At 31.3% G+C, this 19735-nt stretch carries 16 protein-coding genes and 2 tRNA genes; 13 read left to right on the plus strand and 5 right to left on the minus strand.

Going from position 1 to position 19735, the window contains the following annotated elements:
* Positions 1–123 precede the first annotated feature (123 nt).
* The 5 genes from RN605_RS11545 (at position 124) to RN605_RS11565 (ending at position 6271) form a co-directional block, all read left to right on the plus strand.
* Complete coding sequence (locus RN605_RS11545) at positions 124–3711, plus strand: beta strand repeat-containing protein (RefSeq protein WP_313324942.1); 3588 nt, start codon at positions 124–126, stop codon at positions 3709–3711.
* Between the two features lie 307 nt (positions 3712–4018).
* A complete protein-coding gene (locus RN605_RS11550; RefSeq protein WP_313324943.1) occupies positions 4019–4375 on the plus strand; it encodes a helix-turn-helix domain-containing protein in 357 nt (118 codons plus the stop codon).
* A gap of 67 nt (positions 4376–4442) precedes the next feature.
* Positions 4443–5369, plus strand: a complete 927-nt coding sequence (locus tag RN605_RS11555) for a DUF58 domain-containing protein (RefSeq protein WP_313324944.1) — start codon at positions 4443–4445, stop codon at positions 5367–5369.
* Positions 5370–5454: 85 nt separating this feature from the next.
* A tRNA-Asp gene (locus RN605_RS11560) sits at positions 5455–5528 on the plus strand.
* A gap of 266 nt (positions 5529–5794) precedes the next feature.
* Positions 5795–6271: a hypothetical protein gene (locus RN605_RS11565; protein WP_313324946.1), complete on the plus strand. Its 477-nt coding sequence runs from the start codon at positions 5795–5797 to the stop codon at positions 6269–6271.
* Here the strand turns inward: RN605_RS11565 and RN605_RS11570 are convergent, their stop codons facing one another.
* Positions 6272–7399, minus strand: coding sequence for a glycosyltransferase (locus RN605_RS11570; RefSeq protein ID WP_313324947.1), 1128 nt, complete (start codon positions 7397–7399; stop codon positions 6272–6274). It lies immediately after the preceding gene.
* Positions 7390–8307 (minus strand): hypothetical protein, encoded by a 918-nt coding sequence (locus RN605_RS11575; protein ID WP_449536218.1) that lies wholly within the window; start codon positions 8305–8307, stop codon positions 7390–7392. Before RN605_RS11575 ends, RN605_RS11570 begins: the two co-directional genes overlap by 10 nt.
* Before the next feature lie 137 nt (positions 8308–8444).
* On the opposite strand from RN605_RS11575, the gene RN605_RS11580 reads away from it, so the two are divergent.
* From RN605_RS11580 to RN605_RS11605, 6 genes are all read left to right on the plus strand, one after another.
* Entirely contained in the window at positions 8445–11723 is a 3279-nt protein-coding gene (locus RN605_RS11580; protein ID WP_313324950.1) for a zinc-dependent metalloprotease, read from the plus strand.
* Between the two features lie 92 nt (positions 11724–11815).
* Complete coding sequence (gene ruvC, locus RN605_RS11585; protein WP_313324951.1) at positions 11816–12370, plus strand: crossover junction endodeoxyribonuclease RuvC; 555 nt, start codon at positions 11816–11818, stop codon at positions 12368–12370.
* 2 nt (positions 12371–12372) lie between these two features.
* Entirely contained in the window at positions 12373–13506 is a 1134-nt protein-coding gene (gene hemW / locus RN605_RS11590) for a radical SAM family heme chaperone HemW (RefSeq protein WP_313324952.1), read from the plus strand.
* Positions 13506–14258: a cyclase family protein gene (locus RN605_RS11595; RefSeq protein WP_313324953.1), complete on the plus strand. Its 753-nt coding sequence runs from the start codon at positions 13506–13508 to the stop codon at positions 14256–14258. The genes hemW and RN605_RS11595 overlap by 1 nt, the downstream gene beginning before the upstream one ends.
* Positions 14255–14614 (plus strand): MmcQ/YjbR family DNA-binding protein, encoded by a 360-nt coding sequence (locus tag RN605_RS11600; protein WP_313324954.1) that lies wholly within the window; start codon positions 14255–14257, stop codon positions 14612–14614. The genes RN605_RS11595 and RN605_RS11600 overlap by 4 nt, the downstream gene beginning before the upstream one ends.
* Positions 14615–14661: 47 nt before the next feature.
* Entirely contained in the window at positions 14662–15369 is a 708-nt protein-coding gene (locus RN605_RS11605) for a PH domain-containing protein (RefSeq protein ID WP_313324956.1), read from the plus strand.
* Between the two features lie 38 nt (positions 15370–15407).
* Here the strand turns inward: RN605_RS11605 and RN605_RS11610 are convergent, their stop codons facing one another.
* On the minus strand, positions 15408–16508 hold the full coding sequence (locus tag RN605_RS11610) for a DUF4407 domain-containing protein (RefSeq protein WP_313324958.1): 1101 nt from the start codon (positions 16506–16508) through the stop codon (positions 15408–15410).
* Positions 16509–16786: 278 nt separating this feature from the next.
* Between RN605_RS11610 and RN605_RS11615 the strand changes: the two genes are divergently transcribed.
* Complete coding sequence (locus tag RN605_RS11615) at positions 16787–17584, plus strand: hypothetical protein (protein WP_313324959.1); 798 nt, start codon at positions 16787–16789, stop codon at positions 17582–17584.
* A gap of 34 nt (positions 17585–17618) precedes the next feature.
* On the opposite strand, the gene RN605_RS11620 is transcribed toward RN605_RS11615, so the two are convergent.
* Both RN605_RS11620 and RN605_RS11625 read right to left on the minus strand, forming a co-directional pair.
* Positions 17619–18038 (minus strand): hypothetical protein, encoded by a 420-nt coding sequence (locus RN605_RS11620; RefSeq protein WP_313324962.1) that lies wholly within the window; start codon positions 18036–18038, stop codon positions 17619–17621.
* A gap of 51 nt (positions 18039–18089) precedes the next feature.
* Positions 18090–19478, minus strand: coding sequence for a dipeptidase (locus tag RN605_RS11625; protein ID WP_313324963.1), 1389 nt, complete (start codon positions 19476–19478; stop codon positions 18090–18092).
* A 130-nt stretch (positions 19479–19608) separates the two neighbouring features.
* Between RN605_RS11625 and RN605_RS11630 the strand changes: the two genes are divergently transcribed.
* Positions 19609–19690 (plus strand) — tRNA-Leu (locus tag RN605_RS11630).
* Positions 19691–19735 lie beyond the last annotated feature (45 nt).

Below are 19735 nucleotides of genomic sequence, written 5' to 3' on the forward strand. Positions count from 1 at the left end.
TTTTTCCTCATAAAATGTCGTTTGTGTATTTAAACTGTCATTCGTCCTTTTATGATTTTTTATCGAGCAAATCTTAATCACATTTGTAATGCTTAAAAAATTAAATGCTTAAAAACTATAGAGATGAGAAAGTTATTTGTCCCATTAGCTTTTCTACTTACTATTTATTTTGGATATGCTCAAGTAGGAATCAACACCACAACACCAGCGGCACAATTAGAAATTAAATCGACCAATCAGGCAACACCTGCCAATAATGATGGTATTCTTATCCCTAAAATAGATGCGTTCCCGGTAACCAATCCAACTGCTGCACAAAACAGCATGATGGTTTACTTAACTACAACTTCGGCAGGGAAGCAACCTGGTTTTTATTATTGGGATAATGCTACGACCAGTTGGAAAGGATTTGGGAATGGTTCGGGTTGGAATTTAACTGGAAACTCAGGAACAACACCTGGAACAAATTTCGTTGGTACGACTGATGATAAGCCGTTAATTTTTAAAACTAATAATATACAATCAGGTTACTTGGGAGGAAGTGATAACTATGCAGTTTTTTTTGGACATAGAGCAGGGGAAATTAATACTGGATTTTGGAATGTAGGTATAGGAAGTTATGCTTTAAATCTAAATACATGGGGATCAAGTAATGTAGCTATTGGGCAGCTTGCGTTAAATAAAAACACAACCGGATACTCTAATTTTGCATTAGGAACAGTAGCAATGAATGACAATACTATTGGAAACAATAATGTTGCTATTGGAGAACACACGCTAGACAAGAATGTTACAGGATCTTATGCGGTAGCTATTGGCAGCTATGCTATGCAATATTCAAACGATACAACAACCGCTTTTGATAATAAAAACGTTGCCATTGGTTATCAATCATTAATGGGTTCAACAACTCCAGCCAACAATACGGGGAATAATAATACAGCCTTAGGTTATCAATCTTTAACTGTTAATACTTCGGGTAGTAATAACCTAGCATTTGGAACAGAAGCGTTGAGTCAAAATACTACGGGAAGTTCAAATATAGCCATTGGTAATAGCACTTTATCAGGAAACACTTCAGGTTCAAATAATATTGTAATTGGCAACAATGCCAATGTAAATACTGTAAATGGAAGCAATCAACTCTCTATTAACAATGTTATTTATGGCACAGGTATGAATTCTACAATCACATCAAAAATAGGAATTAATGCTTCTGCACCTAGTGCTAAATTGCAAATTAATCCATCCAATGCTTCTACACCTGCAGTTGATGATGGTATTATCATTCCTCGCGTCAATACATTCCCAATTTTGAATCCTAATGCCGCACAGAATGGCATGATGATTTTTCTTGCCACGGTTAATCCAGGGTATCCAATAGGGTTTTATTATTGGGATAATCCTTCGACGAGTTGGAAAGGTGTGGGTGCCAATACAGCCAATGCTTGGGGATTAAATGGAAATGCGGGAACAGATTCAACTATTAATTTCATAGGTACTACAGATTTAGCTTCTCTAAGATTTAAAGTTCAAAACTTGCCTGCTGGAATATTAGATAACTCACAACGTTTAACCACTTATTTTGGAATAATGGCTGGAGCATCAGATACAGGTTTTGATAATGTTGGAATTGGATTTGGGGCATTAAAATTAAATGTAATAGGAAATGGAAATACTGCTTTAGGTTCAGAAGCGCTTAGTAAAAATTTAAGTGATTGGAACACAGCAGTAGGATACAAAGCAATGGAGGATAATACCATTGGGGTAAGTAATGTCGCTTTAGGGTCTGGTTCTTTAAGATACAATAAGGCTGGCTCTAATGCTGTTGCAATCGGCAATGATGCTATGAGATATGCCAACGATAAAACAACTGCTTTTGATAATAAAAACGTTGCTGTTGGTTATCAATCATTAATGGGTTCAACAACTCCGGCCAACAATACAGGTAACAATAATACAGCTGTAGGATATCAAACACTTGTAAACAATTTAACAGGGGGTAACAATGTTGCTATTGGAGTTTTTTCTATGAGTAGTAATCAAACAGGTGTAGGGAATACAGCAGTAGGTAGTTTTTCTTTAACGGACAATACTACTGGATTCCATAACACTGGAATAGGAGACTATGCACTCCAAAACAATACAACAGGGGATAATAGTGTGTCTATAGGTACTTATTCTTTGATGAATAATGATATAGGAAGTTCGAATATAGCTATTGGACTAAATGCTATGTATGAGAATAGAGCTGGATCTAAAGCCATAGCAATTGGTGAGGATGCTATGCGTTTTGCAAATAATAGAACAACCGCTTACGATAACGGCAACGTCGCAGTTGGTTATCATTCATTAATGGGGTCGCTAATTTCGGCTAATAATACAGGTAACTCTAATACAGCAATTGGTTACCGGAGTTTGGAATACAATTCATCGGGAAGCAATAATATTGCTTTTGGTGTTCGTACATTAATTTCTAATTCCTCAGGTTCAAATAATATTGCTATTGGTTCTCCTTCTTTATTTGAAAACGTAACAGGTTCAAATAATATTTCGATTGGCAATACCACTCTATCAGGAAACATAGCGGGTTCAAACAACATTGCAATTGGTAACAATGCCAATGTAAATACGGTAAATGGAAGCAATCAACTCTCTATAAGCAATGTTATTTATGGAATGAACATGAATGATTTGGCTACGGCACCGGCTAATATAAGTATTGGTGATACGCCAAGCACTAATAATAGGCTTTATGTCTTTATGAATCAATTGACAGCCAATGGAGATGGTCAAAATGCAATTTATGGATACCGTACACGTGATTCTCGTAATGATGGAACCGGTTATGGGATAGATGATAGTAATGGTGCCACTAGCGGTTATAACGTTTGGGGTGACTCTTATACGTTTGGGACTACAGGTTTTTGTTTCAACGACTTTACTCGTACAGGAGGTGTTTTAGGCGCAAGTGTTGGTGGAACGTATTGGTCAAGTCTAGGATATAAAAGCAGTGCGTCAGTTACTTATGGAATTTATTCTTCTGCTGCAGGATATGGTTCAGGAACAGGTAGAATGGCACAGACAACAACTGAGTTTAGTATTGGCGGTGGTTTTTATGGTGGTTTAATTGGTTCCTGGAGTAGAGGAAACCTTATAGGCGCTATTAATTCCGGTAATTTGTTTGCGTCCTACAATAATGGTGATGAATATACTTCGGGTAAGCAAATTGAGCTGGTTGTAACAGGAGCTTCGAGAACGGCTGCTTATGCGGTAACCTCTACCGAAAGCGTCATTTATAAAAAAGGTAAAATCAATTTGAATAACGGTGTTGCAAGAGTAGAATTTGATGAAAAATATAAAAAACTTTTAGGCGATATTCCGGTGGTGACTACCACACCAATGGGACAATGCAACGGAATTTATATTGAATCTGTTGATAAAAATGGATTTACCATTAAAGAATTAAGCAATGGTACAAGCAATGTAACAATTTCTTGGATAGCTGTTGGTGATAGAATTGATGCCAATAGAACATCAATTCCAGATTCAATTTTGTCAAAGGATTTTGATTCCAATCTAAACGAGGTGATGTTTAACGAGAACAATCTAAATAATTCAGGAAAAGCAATGTGGTCTGATGGGAACAAAATTAATTTCGGGCAGCTACCACCAAATTTAATTGACAAACCTGTGAAAGATAAAAAATAGAAAGCAAGTTGTGGTAATTTGAGTTTTTAAGCAGAAATTGGTCTAACGAAAGTTAGGCCTTTTTTATTAAACTTTATTTTTAACAATATTATAAAAGATTAATTATCCCTATTTAATTTTATGTTCTGCTAATTGTATTTTATATTCTGCCAGTTGTATTTTATATTATAGCAATTTACTTTTATATATTACAATAAATGTTTTATATTTTAGAATGTTAATTTTATATTATAGAATAGTTATTTTATAAAATAGAATCATACTTTTATATTTTAAAATAAACGTTTTATAATTTAACAAATACAATATGTTAGCTTACAACTTAAAAACCATTTTTGCCGCAAGACAAATTGATAAACCCTATTCATTTCTTGTCAAAATAGGCATCGCTCCTCATACTGCCACCAGATTGCTTAATAACGAAGTAAGAGTAATGCGCATAGACCATGTCGAATTATTATGTAAAAACCTCCATTGCGAACCCAATGATTTGTTTGTTTACAGAAACTCTAAAAATTCTGTTTTGCCTCAAAATCATCCTTTAAATAACTTGCTCCAAAAGCCAGAAGACAACCAATGGCAGGAAACATTAAGAACTATTCCGCTAAAACAACTCAAAGAAATTGCAGCCATAATAAACCAACCAAATCCCGAAAAAGAGTAAACCCATAAAACCATCAAAACTTTTTCAATATCTTTGACTCAACCCAATCTCATCACACGATGTAATTATGAAGATAGAACAACAAAAAGAATTAATCTCAGGTTTCAAGCATCTCGAATTGTTAGCCAATCAAGTCGTTGAAGGTTTCATTTCAGGAATGCATAAATCGCCGTTTCATGGGTTTTCTGCCGAATTTGCCGAACATAAAATCTACAATTCAGGCGAAAGCACCAAGAATATCGACTGGAAACTTTTTGCAAAAACCGACAGATTATATTCAAAACGATACGAAGAAGAAACAAACCTGCGTTGTCATTTAATCATTGACAATTCCTCTTCTATGTATTATCCAAAACTAGAAAATGACCAACCATTCTATAAAAATAAAATAGGTTTTTCAGTTCTTGCTTCAGCAGTATTGATGAATTTGCTCAAAAAACAACGTGATGCAGTTGGACTAAGCATCTTTTCAGATAAATACGATTATTATGCACCCGAAAAAGGTTCTGATAGACATCACAGAATGTTATTAAACATTTTGGAAGAATTATTAGAAAAGCCAAAACAAACCAAAACAACCGATACTATTACTTATTTGCATCAAATCGCAGAGAAAATTCATCGTCGTTCCATGATTGTTTTGTTTACCGATATGTTTCAAAATCAAGACAAAGAAAAACTCTTCAATGCCTTGCAACATTTGAAGCATAACAAGCACAAAGTAGTAGTTTTCCATGTATATGACAAAGCAACTGAAATACAATTTGATTTCGATAATTCACCAAGAAAGTTCATCGATTTAGAATCTGGCGAAGAGCTAAATCTTTTTGCAGAAAATATTAAAACACTCTACGAAGAAAAGGTAGAAAGCTATTTCAAAGAAATAGCAATGACTTGTATGCAAAACAAAATTAAATACGTTCCTGTATCTGTTGATGATAGTTTCGAAAAAATCCTCACAACATACTTGGTTGAAAAGCAAATGTTTGGCTAAAAAATAAATTTTTATAAAAATAAATTTTAAAAAATCCTTGCAGATATAAAAAACCATTGTATATTTGCAACCGCAATTAAGCGAAGGTTTGGTAGTTCAGTTGGTTAGAATACATGCCTGTCACGCATGGGGTCGCGGGTTCGAGTCCCGTCCAGACCGCTAAATTGGGAAAAGGTTTTCAGAAATGAAAACCTTTTTTGCCCAAAAAGGTATTTAAGATTAGTTGTGTTGTTTCGCTACGAATTTGTAACTCGTAGCAGGTTTAGTAGTTAGACCGATGAAAAGCTTTCTCGTTTGTTCGAGATGGCTTTTTTGTTTTTACCAAAAAAACAGACTATTTTGCTTCCCAAAAATGTTTCTTCCTTTTTTTCAAATTAAAACACAACTATTTTACTATTTTTGAAAACTAATGCATATATAAATTCATGAAAAAAGCGATTGCTTTCTTATTGTTGTATTCAAGTTTTTCTTGTTCTTATTTTGAGAAGAAAGTTCCTTCTGAAAAAGAACTTTTAGAACAGCAAATGAAAGAAATCAATTGGAAAGAAATTGATGAATATCCAACCGTAATTGAGTGTGAAAAGATTAGTAACGAAGAAGAAAGAAAACAATGCTTTTTCGAATTTTTGACTGAAACAATTCAACAAAAATTAGCGGTTGATTCATTAGCTAATTTATTTCATGAATTGGATACCATTGAAGTAAAAGTTACAATTTTCCCAGATTCAGCATTAAAATTTGAGCCACAATTTCCAAAAGACACCGTTGCCTATGATACCATCAAAATAGACAGCATTTTGCATTCAAGATTAGTTGATTTACCTAAAATAAAACCAGCTATAAAAAGAGGAATTCCTGTAAAAACACAATTTATTCTTCCGGTTATTTTAAAAATGGAATAGTTATTTTTTAAAACTTCTGCCTTTCCATTTAAAACTACCAAATAAACTGTAAACCCCAACAATTGTTACAAAAAAGGGATAAACTAAACTGCTTGCGAGAGGAAGCATAAACTTGCTTTTATTCAAGAATTTATTTGATTTATGTAATAAACTATAATCAACAATATATTTCATAAGGAATAATACAAGCAATATTCTCCAATCAAATTTGTTTAAAATCAAGGCAATAATTCCATAGACAATAATAGCATTTGTCATCAAAACAATTAATCCTAATACTTTTGGATAATTAAATTTATAACTCGAAGTCTTGCTTGCCCAACGAACTCTTTGCATAAAAAGTTTGAATAAATCATTTTCTGGTTTTGTGGTTACTATAACTTCTTTCGACTTTAAAAAGCTAACCTTTTCAGGATATTTAGCAATAGCTTTTTGAAGTAAAAAAACATCATCACCAGATGCAAACGAATCGTTTTCACCAAAACCACCGAGTTCTAAAAATAGTTTTTTAGTGTAAGCAAAGTTTGCGCCGTTGCACATAAATGGTTTATTGATTCCAAAACTACCTATAGTCGTTCCTTGCAAACTCAATAAATCAAATTGTTGGAATTGATGAAACCAGTTATTTTTTGTCTTATAGATTACCGGTGCAGCAATCATTTCAACCACATTGGTCTGAATATAATTATCAATAGTTTTTAGCCAATCTTTTTTAACTTCACAATCGGCATCAGTTGTAATAATCCATTCGTTTTTAGCAATTGGCATTGCTCGGGCAATTGCATCTTTTTTGGGTGAATTAGTCAATCGAAGATTTTCTAACAAAGTAGTGTCAATTTCATCATTTTGCATTCGCCATTGAATAAAAATTGAACTCGAATTATCCTCAGAATCATCATCAATCATGATAATTTCTATTAATTCTTTTGGATAATTTAGTTTAGAGAATGATTTTAAAAGCTTAGGTAAATTTTTTGCTTCATTTCTAAAGGGAACAATAATGGTAAAAGATGTTTTAGGTTTTAATTCATTACTAAATGAAAAGGTTTTTATCTTATTAAATCCAACAACAAATTGAAGGATAAAAACGCAATAAATTAATACTATAATTATAAAAGCTATTTCCATTTTGATTTAAAATTTAAGACATAAAAACTTCCCCAAATTACTGGTAAAACGACATTCAAAAACCACATTAAAGTACTTATAAAAATTATCGTCCATTCATTTATGTCAAATTTACCAAAGAAAAACAAAGCTACACTACCTTTTACCGCAAAATCAAACATTTGAAAACTTGGCAATGATGAAGCTAAAAAATAAACAACAGCAATTGTTGACATTAATGTCAAGTAAGGCAAATGAACATCAAAAATTAAAAATAAAATATAATATTGATGAGAAAAAACTAAATATCTTAGAAAACCAAGTAAAATATTTTTTTGATGAATTTTTTTTGGAATTTTATTAATCTTTTCAAAAAGAACACTTAACGAATATCCTTTTATTTTGAACTTTTTAATAAAAGTAATTATCAGGTACAATATAATTCCAATTCCAATTATTGTAAAACCAAATTGATAATATTCAAGAAAAAATAAACCTATTAGTCCAAAAAAAACAGTGAAAATCATTTGAACACCATTGCAAACTAAATTAAGTAGAATAATTTTTTTGGTTTTAATTTTTTCATAAAAAAGAGCTTTTCCAGCGTATTCTCCAATTCCATTCGGGGTAACAATGCCTGCAGTTAATGCTCCAAGAACTTGTTTTGTTGCTTCATAAGTAGAAATTGGAACAATCGATAAAACAAGATTTTTCCATTTTAAAATTTCCAAATATCTGTTTAGAATGCTAAAAAGTAGTAAAAGAATTATGATCCAAAAAGAGAATTTATTTTTGATTTTGGTTTCAAAATCACTCCAAATAATTTTATTGTCTGTAACTAATTTATAATAGATAAAATAAAAAGCAAGAGCAATTATTGAGACTTTTAAGATTAAAATTAGAGCTTTATTTATCCTTTTCAAATTCATTCGACAAAATAAACTATTAAAAAAATGGAAACCTAATTATCCATTATTGAGTTTTATTCATAAAAAATAAACAAGCTTTAATTTTTTTTATATTTTTAGCGACTATTTACAAAATTCATTAAAAAAACCACAAAAAAATGAGAATTAAATTACTAATTATTGCATTATTTCTTTGTTTTTCTTCATTTTCTCAAAAAGATATTTGGAAGAAAAATGAATCGAGAGAAATTACACCAAATAAATTTGTCCAAAGAAATAGTTTTCCAGACAATTTTACCTTGTATCAAGTAGCAGCAAATGAATTAAAAAACTTATTACAACAATCACCAAATAGATTGACAACTAGTTCTTCAAAAGTTGTAATTTCAGTTCCAAATTCAAATGGAGATATTGAACGTTTTCAAATGTTTGAGTTTTCAAATTTTGATCCTCAATTACAGGCTCAATTTCCAGAGATTAGATCATACATTGGAAAAGGAATTGATGATAAAACTGCAATAATTAGAATGAGTTCAGATCCAAGTGGTTTTCAAGGAATAATTTTCAGAGCAGATAAAGGAACAGAATTTTTTGAGCCATATTCTCAAGATAGTTCTGTTTATGCTTTCTTTACAAGTGCAGACAGAAAACGAGGAAATTTACCATTTGTATGTTCAACAGAAGATGTTAAACTAAATAATGAATTAAAGGAATCTTTAAATTCTCAAAATAGATCAAGTTCAGGTCAATTATTGAATTTTAGATTAGCTCTTTCATGTAATGGAGAATATGCCATTTATTTTGGAGGAACTGTTAACGGTGCTTTGGCAGCAATGAATGCAACAATGACCAGAGTAAATGGAGTTTTTGAGAAAGACTTAGCTATTCATATGAACTTGATAGCTAACAATTCATTAGTTGTTTATACTAATCCAAATACTGATCCTTATTCAACTAATATTGGTGCATGGAATGGACAATTGCAAACTACTTTAACAAATGTAATTGGTGAAGCAAATTATGATATTGGTCATATGTTTGGTTCAACTGGTGGTGGCGGAAGTGCGGGATGTATAGGATGTGTTTGTGTAAATGGAGTTAAAGGAAGTGGAAAAACTTCACCAGCAGATGGAGTTCCAATGGGAGATAATTTTGATATTGATTATGTTGCTCATGAAATGGGACATCAATTTGGAGGGAATCATACATTTTCAAATAGTGTAGAAGGAAGTGGTGTTAATGTTGAACCAGGTTCAGGTTCTACTATTATGGGATATGCTGGAATTACGGCTCAAGACGTACAACCTCATTCAGATGCTTATTTTATTTATGCAAACATTAAACAAATTCAGGATAATATGGTTGCAAAAACTTGTCCACAAAGAATAAATCTAACAAATATTACTCCAGAGGTAGATGCTGGTTTTGATTATACAATACCAAAAAGTACTCCTTTCGTTTTAACAGGTACAGCTTACGATGGAAATGGTGATACAATGACATATTGTTGGGAACAAAATGATTCAGCGATTACCACTACACCTTCACAAACGGGTACTAATAGTGGAGCATCTGCGACCAAATTAGGTGGTCCAAATTGGAGATCTTATAATCCTACGACTTCACCTTCAAGATATTTTCCTAGAATTCAAAGTATAATAGCAAATCAATCAACTACTGCTGGTTCGGAAATTAATGTTGAAGCATTAAGTTCTGTTGCTAGAACACTAAATTTTGTATTTACCGCAAGAGATAATTATGCTGGTGCAGGTCAAACTAATTCTGATGCAATGGTTGTAACAGTAAATGCCACAGCTGGACCATTTTTAGTTTCATCGCCAAATACAGCTGTTTCTTGGACAGTTGGTTCAAATCAAACAGTAACTTGGGACGTTGCAGGAACAACTTCTAATAATGTTAATGCAGCTTATGTTGATATATTTTTATCTACAGATGGAGGTTTTACATATCCAATTCTATTAGCAAGTAAAGTTCCAAATGATGGTTCAGAAACGATAACGGTTCCAAACAATGTTGGTACAGCTAATAGAATAATGGTGAAAGGATATAAGCATATTTTCTTTGATATTTCTAATGCTAATTTCACAATTACAGCTCCAACTTCAAGTTTTGCAATTGCTTTCAATGGGATTGCTGAACAACAAAATAAAGAAGCATGTACTGGCGCAACAATAGATTACACAATTCCTTATTCTGCTTATGCTGGATTTAGTGGTACAACTACTTTTTCAGTTTCTGGTCAACCTGCTGGTTCGGTAGTTACTTTTACTCCAAATACAATGACTTCTAGCGGAAATGTTACAATGACGATTTCAAATACTAATAACTTGACTGCTGCATTCTATAATTTAACAGTAACAGCTACAGATGGCGTTACGAGTAAAACAGTTCCGTTTTATTTAAATTTACTTAACTCAACCTTTAATAATTTAATCTTAACATCACCTGCAAATCAAGCTATTGGTCAAAATTCAGCATTAAATCTAACCTGGCAAGCAGATTCAAATGCTACTTTATATGATGTTCAAGTTTCTACAGATCCAAATTTTTCAACCATAAGTTATTCGGGAACTGTTGCTACAAATAGTTTTGCTTTGAATAACTTATCAAGTGCTACACAATATTATTGGAGAGTATTGCCGAAAAATAGTTCATGTTTTGGTAATTACAGTCAAGTTTACTTGTTTAAAACAGGTCAAATTACATGTACAAATTACAATTCTACAAACGTGCCAATAACTATTCCAACTACAGCAAATGTAACTGTTAATTCAACTTTGTCTGTTCCAGATACAGATGTAATATCTGATGTTAATGTTACTTTGAATATTTCTCATACTTATGTAAACGATTTAACAATTACTTTAATTAGTCCAGCAGGAACACAAGTTAAATTAGTTCAAAGACCATGTGCAGATGCTGAGTTAGAAAATATAACTGCTACATTTGATGATTCTGGAATACCATTAGTTTGTCAAGTGAGTCCAGCAATATCGGGAGTTGTTATTCCATTGGAAACATTAACTGCCTTTAATGGTCAAACTATGAATGGGATATGGACTTTACGAGTATTTGATCAATTTAATTTAGATGGTGGAGCAATTAATGGATGGACGCTTAATTTATGTAAAAATACTGCTGTTCCATTGGAAGTTAATGAAAACTCATTGCAAAATTTTAGTTTGTATCCAAATCCAAATAATGGGAATTTCAATATTTCATTTAATTCAAATTCTACGAATAAAATTAATGTTGGTGTATTTGATATTCGAGGTAGAAGTGTTTTTTCAAATGACTATCAAAATAATGGTTTCTTTAACGAAACAATTAATTTAAGTAATATTCAATCTGGAATTTATTTAGTTAAAGTTCAAGATGGCGAAAAACAAATTACCAAAAAAATTGTAGTAGAATAATTTATTCAGTTTATAATTAAAAGGTCGTTATTTATAACGACCTTTTTTATTTATTATCAAATAAGTATTTACTTTTACATAAATTAAATTAATTGGCTAACGAACGCATCATATTAGGAATTGACCCAGGAACAACCATTATGGGTTTTGGTTTGATAAAAGTTATTAATAAAAAAATGGAATTTATTCAATTGAATGAATTGATTTTAAGTAAATATGATGATCATTATACCAAATTAAAAGTCATTTTTGAGAGAACCATTGAGTTGATAGAAACCCATCATCCTGATGAAATAGCTATCGAAGCTCCTTTTTTTGGAAAAAATGTGCAATCCATGCTAAAATTAGGTAGAGCACAAGGCGTTGCCATGGCAGCAGGTTTATCAAGACTAATTCCAATAACAGAATACGAACCAAAAAAAATAAAAATGGCCATCACAGGCAATGGAAATGCCAGTAAAGAACAAGTTGCTAAAATGCTTCAACAACTTTTAGGATTAAAAGAGTTACCTAAAAACCTAGACTCTACGGATGGTTTAGCTGCTGCAGTTTGTCACTTTTTTAATTCAGGAAAAGTAATAGGAACTAAAAGTTATTCGGGTTGGGATGCTTTTGTGAAACAAAATGAAGAACGTGTAAAGAAATAATTTTGTCTGGAATATACATTCACATACCTTTTTGCAAACAAGCTTGTCATTATTGCGACTTTCATTTTTCTACTTCATTAAAGAAGAAAGACGAAATGATTACAGCATTGGCAAACGAAATTCAACTGCGTAAAAGTGAGTTTAGCGACGATGTTGTTGAAACAATTTATTTTGGTGGTGGAACACCTTCGATATTGCAGATTTCAGATTTACAATTTTTGATAGATGAAGTTTTTAAACATTATAAAGTTGTTGAAAATCCTGAAATTACGATTGAAGCCAATCCTGATGATTTATCTAAAGAACGAATAATTGAATTTGCCAACTCACGAATTAATAGATTAAGCATCGGAATTCAATCATTTTTTGAAGAAGATTTAAAGTTAATGAATCGAGCTCATAATGCAATTGAATCAAAAGAATGTTTGGAATTTGCAACCAAATATTTTGATAATATTTCGATTGATATGATTTACGGCATGCCTAATATGAGTAAAGAAAAATGGCTTCAAAACATCGAAACTGCTTTGTCATTTAATATTCCACATATTTCTAGTTATGCTTTGACTGTTGAGCCTAAAACGGCTTTACATAAGTTTATAAAGCAAGGTATTATTCCACAACTTGATGATGAATTAGCGCAAGAGCATTTTCACTTATTGGTTGACAAACTTGAAGAAAATGGATTTATACATTATGAGTTATCCAATTTTGGTAAAGAAAATTATTTTTCAAAAAACAATTCGAGTTATTGGTTAGGAAAAAAATACATAGGCATTGGTCCTTCAGCTCATAGTTATGATGGTGTTACACGAAGTTGGAATATTTCGAATAACAGTATTTATATTAACTCCTTGAAAGAAAACAAACTGCCATCAGAAACCGAAATGTTATCAAAAACAGATAGATATAATGAGTATGTTATGACAGGTTTACGAACTGTTTGGGGAATTTCTTTAGATAGAGTTGAAAAAGAGTTTGGCAAAACATATTTAGATTATTTGAACCAACAAGCCGAAAAATATATTGAAGACCATTTACTTTTTGTAGATGAAAATATTTTACGAACTACTAAATCTGGTAAGTTTTTAAGCGATGGAATTGCGAGTGATTTGTTTTTACTAAATTTGGAATGATGAAAGCAATAATTGACAACAAATTTGAAATAGATTTATCAAAGCCTATTGATATTTCCATTCCATTATCAAATACTGATAAAAATCCAATAGCTTGGTATATTGAAAAACCACAAATTGAACCTGTAAAATTTGGTGATTGGATAGGAAAAGTTTCCGAAGGAAGTTCTACTAATTTTAATAACATTTTTTTTAATCCACACGGACACGGAACGCATACTGAATGTTTAGGTCATATTACCAAAGCGTTTTATTCAATAAATCAGTGTTTAAAGCAATTTTTTTTTTCAGCAGAATTAATTTCAATTCAACCAGAAAGTTTTGCAAATGATTTAGTAATAACAAAATCTCAATTAGAAAAAGCATTAGAAAACAAAAATTCTGAAGCTTTAATCATTAGAACATTGCCAAATTCTGAGTCAAAAAAATCTAAAAATTATTCAAATACCAATCCGCCATATTTGAGTGAAGAAGCGGCAATTTTTATTCGTGAGAAAGGAATTCAGCATTTATTAATTGATTTGCCAAGTGTTGACAGGGAAGAAGATGAAGGGAAATTATTGGCACATAAAGCTTTTTGGAATGTGAAAGATGTTGAAAATCTTAATAAAGATGCACGATTAAATTGCACAATTACTGAAATGATTTTTGTTGCAGATGAAGTTGCGGATGGAAGTTATCTTTTAAATCTTCAAATTGCTTCTTTTGAAAACGATGCTTCGCCAAGTAAGCCAATTTTATATAAGATATGAACATTCAGCAGTTATATGAGTTTTGTCTTTCCAAAAAAGGAGTAACCGAACATTTTCCGTTTGATGAAGATACTTTGGTTTTTAAAGTTGGGGGGAAAATGTTTTGTCTAACTTCATTAAAAGAATGGGAAAAAGGAACACCTTCACTTAATTTAAAATGCAATCCCGAAAAGGCACAAGAACTCAGAGCAGAATATGAAGCTATAAATCCAGGTTATCATATGAGTAAAATTCATTGGAATACTGTTGATTTTAACAGTGATGTTAATGATAAAATGATGTGTGAATTAATCAATCATTCTTACGAATTGGTTTTTAAAAGCTTAACAAAAAAAATTCAAAATGAAATTCTTTAATTAGAAAATTAGACTGTACTTTTGTACTCAGAAAAAATATTTTGAAGATGTTAGAAAACTTAAAGAAAATATTAAACGAAGATCAGGATCCAAAAGCTATCGAGAAAATCACTGCAAAATTGGAGAATTTGTTGATGACTAATGAAGAAGTTGGATACATTGCTGTGCAAAAAAAACCAGCAGTAACCATTCTTCCTGATAGTGTAATTGTAACCAACAAGCGAATTATTCTTTGTAAGCCAAAAAACTTAGGATTATCAATGGAATTCGTTGATTATGATTGGGATGATATTGCTGCGAGTTTTGTAAAAGAGGGAATTTTTGGTGCTGATTTTACTTTTACTACCAAAACTGATTTAACACAAACAATTGATTATTTGCCAAAAAATCAAGCAAGAAAGTTATATACTTTTGCTAAAGAACAACTAGATTTATTAAAAAATCCTGTTCAAAATTCAACTTTAGTAAATGAAGTAAAGAATGAAACAGAATCATCAATTTCTCAAGTTGAAGAAATAGAAGAAACGCCTACGGAAGAGGTCATTGATTTTGCCGAAATTGTACCAGTTTCTGGTTATAGAGATGAAAAACAGTTTCCAGGCGAGAAATTAGAAGTTTCTGAAAAAGGCCTTGGTGAATTGTCGCAAGACGAATTGTTTTCAAAACTACAGAATTATAAAAAATTGCTTGATAACGGATTAATTATGCAAGCAGAATATGATAAAATGAAAGCTGAAATTTTAAGCTTTATGTAAACAAAAAATCCCTTTCACATTGAAAGGGATTTTTTTATTTACATTGATTTTTTCTGTTTTTCAACAAAACCATCGGCTTGGAGCTTTAATAGTTCGATTGCTCCTTTTTTCTTGTAGTTGAATAATTCTTTATCATCACGAATGTCAGCATAAACTTTATCATATATTTCAGCATCAGTTTTTCTTTGTAATTCGCTTTGATGTTTATTTTGCGCTAAAACATTCTTAACAGCTAATTCAGCATCTTCTAATTTAAAATCATATTCACCTTTTGGCGATAATAATTTGGCTATAATTGGAGAAGTTTCAATTGCAAAAAATAAAAGCATAATAAAAAAGGAAGGTAACCATGGTAGTTTGTTTAATGCATTTATTCTTGCCATTAATCCATCAAATCCATCAATAATTGGCTCCGTTTCAGATACTTTTTTATCCAAATCTGATTGTAGAGTTTTTGCTTTTGTTTCTAAATCTGCAATTTTTGCTTGATTCTTATTCTTTAATTCAGAGAGTTCTATTAAACTTGCATCGTGTTTTTCGCGTTTTTCTTTATAAACCGGACCTTTTCCAAGTTTCATTGTTCCTTTTGTGCCTTCAGCTTCAGTAATATATACACTATATAAATCGTTTACTTCTTTTTCCTTTTTACTAATGTCGCTTTTTAAACTATCTATTTGCGCTTTGTTTTTATCAAGATCACTTTGAAAATAATTAGCTACTTCTTTTTTATTGGCCAAAGCCATGGCATTTTTTTCTTTCAATAAAACTGTAGCAATTTCTTTTTCGAAAATTTTTATTTCCAAAGGCTTAGAAATCACAATTGCGATTACAATTGCTAAAGCAATTCTTGGTGTTGCTTGAATAAATTCGTCTAAAAAACTTTCACGCTTTTTAATTGTGGAAACTATAAATCTATCAAGATTAAAAATTAAAAATCCCCAAACAATTCCAAAGGGAATTGCAGTGTAAACATTGTCAAAAACTGTAAAAAGCGCATAACTACTAGCAATAAAAGCCATAACAGCTGTAAAGAAAACGGTGGCGCCAATTCCGGCATATTTGTTTTGTTCACCGTTTGAACAAGAGTTCACAATGTTATTATCTACACCTGAACATAAAAGGAAAAAACGTTTTAACATGATTGATTGATTTTTGATTGATGATACACAAATATAACGCCAAAAAAATAGTTTTAGTATAAAAATTGACCTTGAATTTTATATTTTGAAGATATTTTTTAATTAAAAGACATAGTTTAATAAAAATATAAGTAATTCATTATTAATATAATATGAAATAAATTTTGTATATTAGCATTACCCATTGATAAATACCTAAAAGTTCAGTCCCAAATTTCGAATTTGTAATCAATAACCAATTATAAACAAATTTTGAAATTATGAAAAAAATGAAGTCAATGTTAACAGTATTTTTAATAATGCTGTTATTGAGCAATTTCTCTTTTGCTCAAGAGACAAACCCCTATTTTGTTACAGCAACAAAAATGCACTGGAATATGGATATGGAAAATTTTTCTATGGATGAATGGAAAGCTGTAGAAAGAGAATATCTTGATAAAGTAGTTAAAAAGAATCCATTAATTAAAGGACAATTGTATTTGATGCACTATTTTACTGCGGATAATACAGAGTTAATTTTGGTTACAACTTATGAATCTTGGAGTGATATTGAAAAAGCTGCGGAGAAAACACAAGAACTAATTAAAGCTGCTTGGCCTAATGAAAAAGACAGAAGAGCGTTTTTCACAAAAAGAGCAAAATATTACGCCAAAGAACATTCAGATGAGATTTATGCAACTTTGCCAGTCCAAAAAACACCAAAAGCTAATTTTGATAAAGATATGGTTTACTATGTTAGAGTAAGTCATTTTGCTTTCCCAGAAAATGGAACCGATAAGGAATTTGATGAATTAAGCAAACAATTTTTTGATGCTGTAATAAATAAGAACGATTTAATAAAGGCATATTATCCTAACGAACATGCTTGGGGTTCAGATAAAACTCAATTTACAGAAGTTTTTGTAGTTGAGTCTTTGGCAGATTTGGAAAGTGCTCTGAAAAAAAATGGTGAACTATACAATGCAAATTGGAATGATGATGACAAACGAAAAGCATTTAATGAAAAAATGAACAAATATACCACAGGTGTTCATGGTGATTATGTTTACAGGTCAGTTCATGAATTGACAAAATAAAATAAAAACACCAACTTTTTAGTTGGTGTTTTTTTTAATCAAAATCATTTATAAAAGTACCGTTTTCGTAAATCTTAGTTTTGGTTAGTTTACCGTTTTCATCAAAAAATAACCAATCTCCAAAATAATACCAATGAATTTCTTTTTCTGAAACCTCTTGTTTGGTTTGACCTTTAATGGCAATTTTACCATTCGGATGATAGTAAGTAACCAAGCAAATTCCTTTTTTGTATTTTTCTACTTTATACTTTTTTTTATTTTTAAAAGTTTTCCAAGTTTTTACTTCTTCACCTTTTTTGTAAAATTCTACATGTTTGTAAACTTGATTGTTAGTTGTGTCAATTGAAATCCATTTTCCTTGTTTAAAACCATTAACGGTTCTGTTGGTTTTGCAATTTGTGAGTAGTAAGCAGATTGAAATTAAGAAAATAAGGTTGAATAGTTGTTTGGCCATAAAAAAATCCGTTTTATTTAAAACGGATTTTTTATAATTTTAGTATTAAATTTATTTACTTAATTCTACGAAATACTTATAAAACAATGGAATCGTTTCAATTCCTTTTAAGTAATTAAAAACTCCAAAATGTTCGTTTGGAGAATGAATCGCATCCGAATCTAAACCAAATCCCATTAAGATAGTTTTTGATTTTAATTCTTTTTCAAATAAGGCTACGATAGGAATACTTCCGCCAGAACGAACAGGAATTGCTTGAACACCAAAAGTTTCAGTATAGGCTTTATTAGCGGCTTGATAACCAATACTGTCAATTGGCGTAACATATCCTTGTCCGCCATGGTGTGGAGTTACTTTAACTTTTACTGCTTTTGGAGCAATGCTTTCAAAATGTTTGGTAAATAATTCTGTTATTTCATGCCAATCCTGATTTGGTACTAATCGCATAGAAATTTTTGCATATGCTTTGCTAGCGATAACTGTTTTTGCACCTTCACCAGTATAACCACCCCAAATTCCGTTGACATCTAGTGTTGGTCGAATAGAGTTTCTTTCATTGGTTACATAGCCAGTTTCACCATAAACATCATTGATGTCTAAAGCCTTTTTATAATTTTCTAAACTAAATGGTGCTTTAGCCATTTCTGCTCTTTCTGCTGATGAAAGTTCTTCAACTTTATCATAAAATCCTGGAATCGTAATGTGATTATTTTCATCATGAAGCGATGCAATCATTTTTGATAAAATGTTTATTGGATTTGCTACTGCACCACCATAAAGACCTGAATGTAAATCACGATTTGGACCTGTAACTTCAACTTCAACGTAACTTAAACCGCGTAAACCTGTTGTGATTGACGGTTGTTGGTTAGAAATCATCCCAGTATCGGAAATTAAAATTACATCATTTGATAATTTTTCTTGATTATTTTCAACAAATGAGCTCAAGCTTTTTGAACCAACTTCTTCTTCACCTTCAATCATAAACTTAACGTTACAAGGCAAACAGTTGTTTTTAATCATGTATTCAAAAGCTTTTACATGCATATACATTTGACCTTTATCGTCGCATGCACCACGAGCAAAAATTGCTCCTTCCGGATGAATTTCAGTGGTTTTAATAACGGGTTCAAATGGTGGTGAAGTCCAAAGTTCCATTGGATCTGGTGGTTGAACATCATAATGACCGTAAACTAAAACGGTTGGTAAATTTTTATCAATAATGTGCTCACCAAAAACTATTGGATAACCATCGGTTTCACATATTTCTACAAAATTACAACCTGCATTTTCTAAACTACTTTTTACTGCTTCAGCCGTGTCAATAACATCTTGAGAATAAGCAGTATCTGCGCTAACAGAAGGGATTTTTAATAATTCAATTAACTCATTGATAAAACGCTCTTTGTTTTCTTGAACGTATTGTTTGATATTGTCCATTGTGTGTTTTTATTATAAGGTCAAATATACGAATTCAAATTCCGAAAAACTAACCAAGTATTTATTTTGGAAAATAGACATTACTATTTGGAATTTGAAAATAATGACTATATTTGCACTCACAATTTTTGCGGGTATGGCGAAATTGGTAGACGTGCCAGACTTAGGATCTGGTGCCGCAAGGCGTGTAGGTTCGAGTCCTATTACCCGCACAGAAAGCTCAAACGAAAGTTTGGGCTTTTTTATTTTATATCAAA

The organism is Flavobacterium sp. PMTSA4 (assembly GCF_032098525.1).
Classification (GTDB): Bacteria; Bacteroidota; Bacteroidia; order Flavobacteriales; family Flavobacteriaceae; genus Flavobacterium; species Flavobacterium capsici.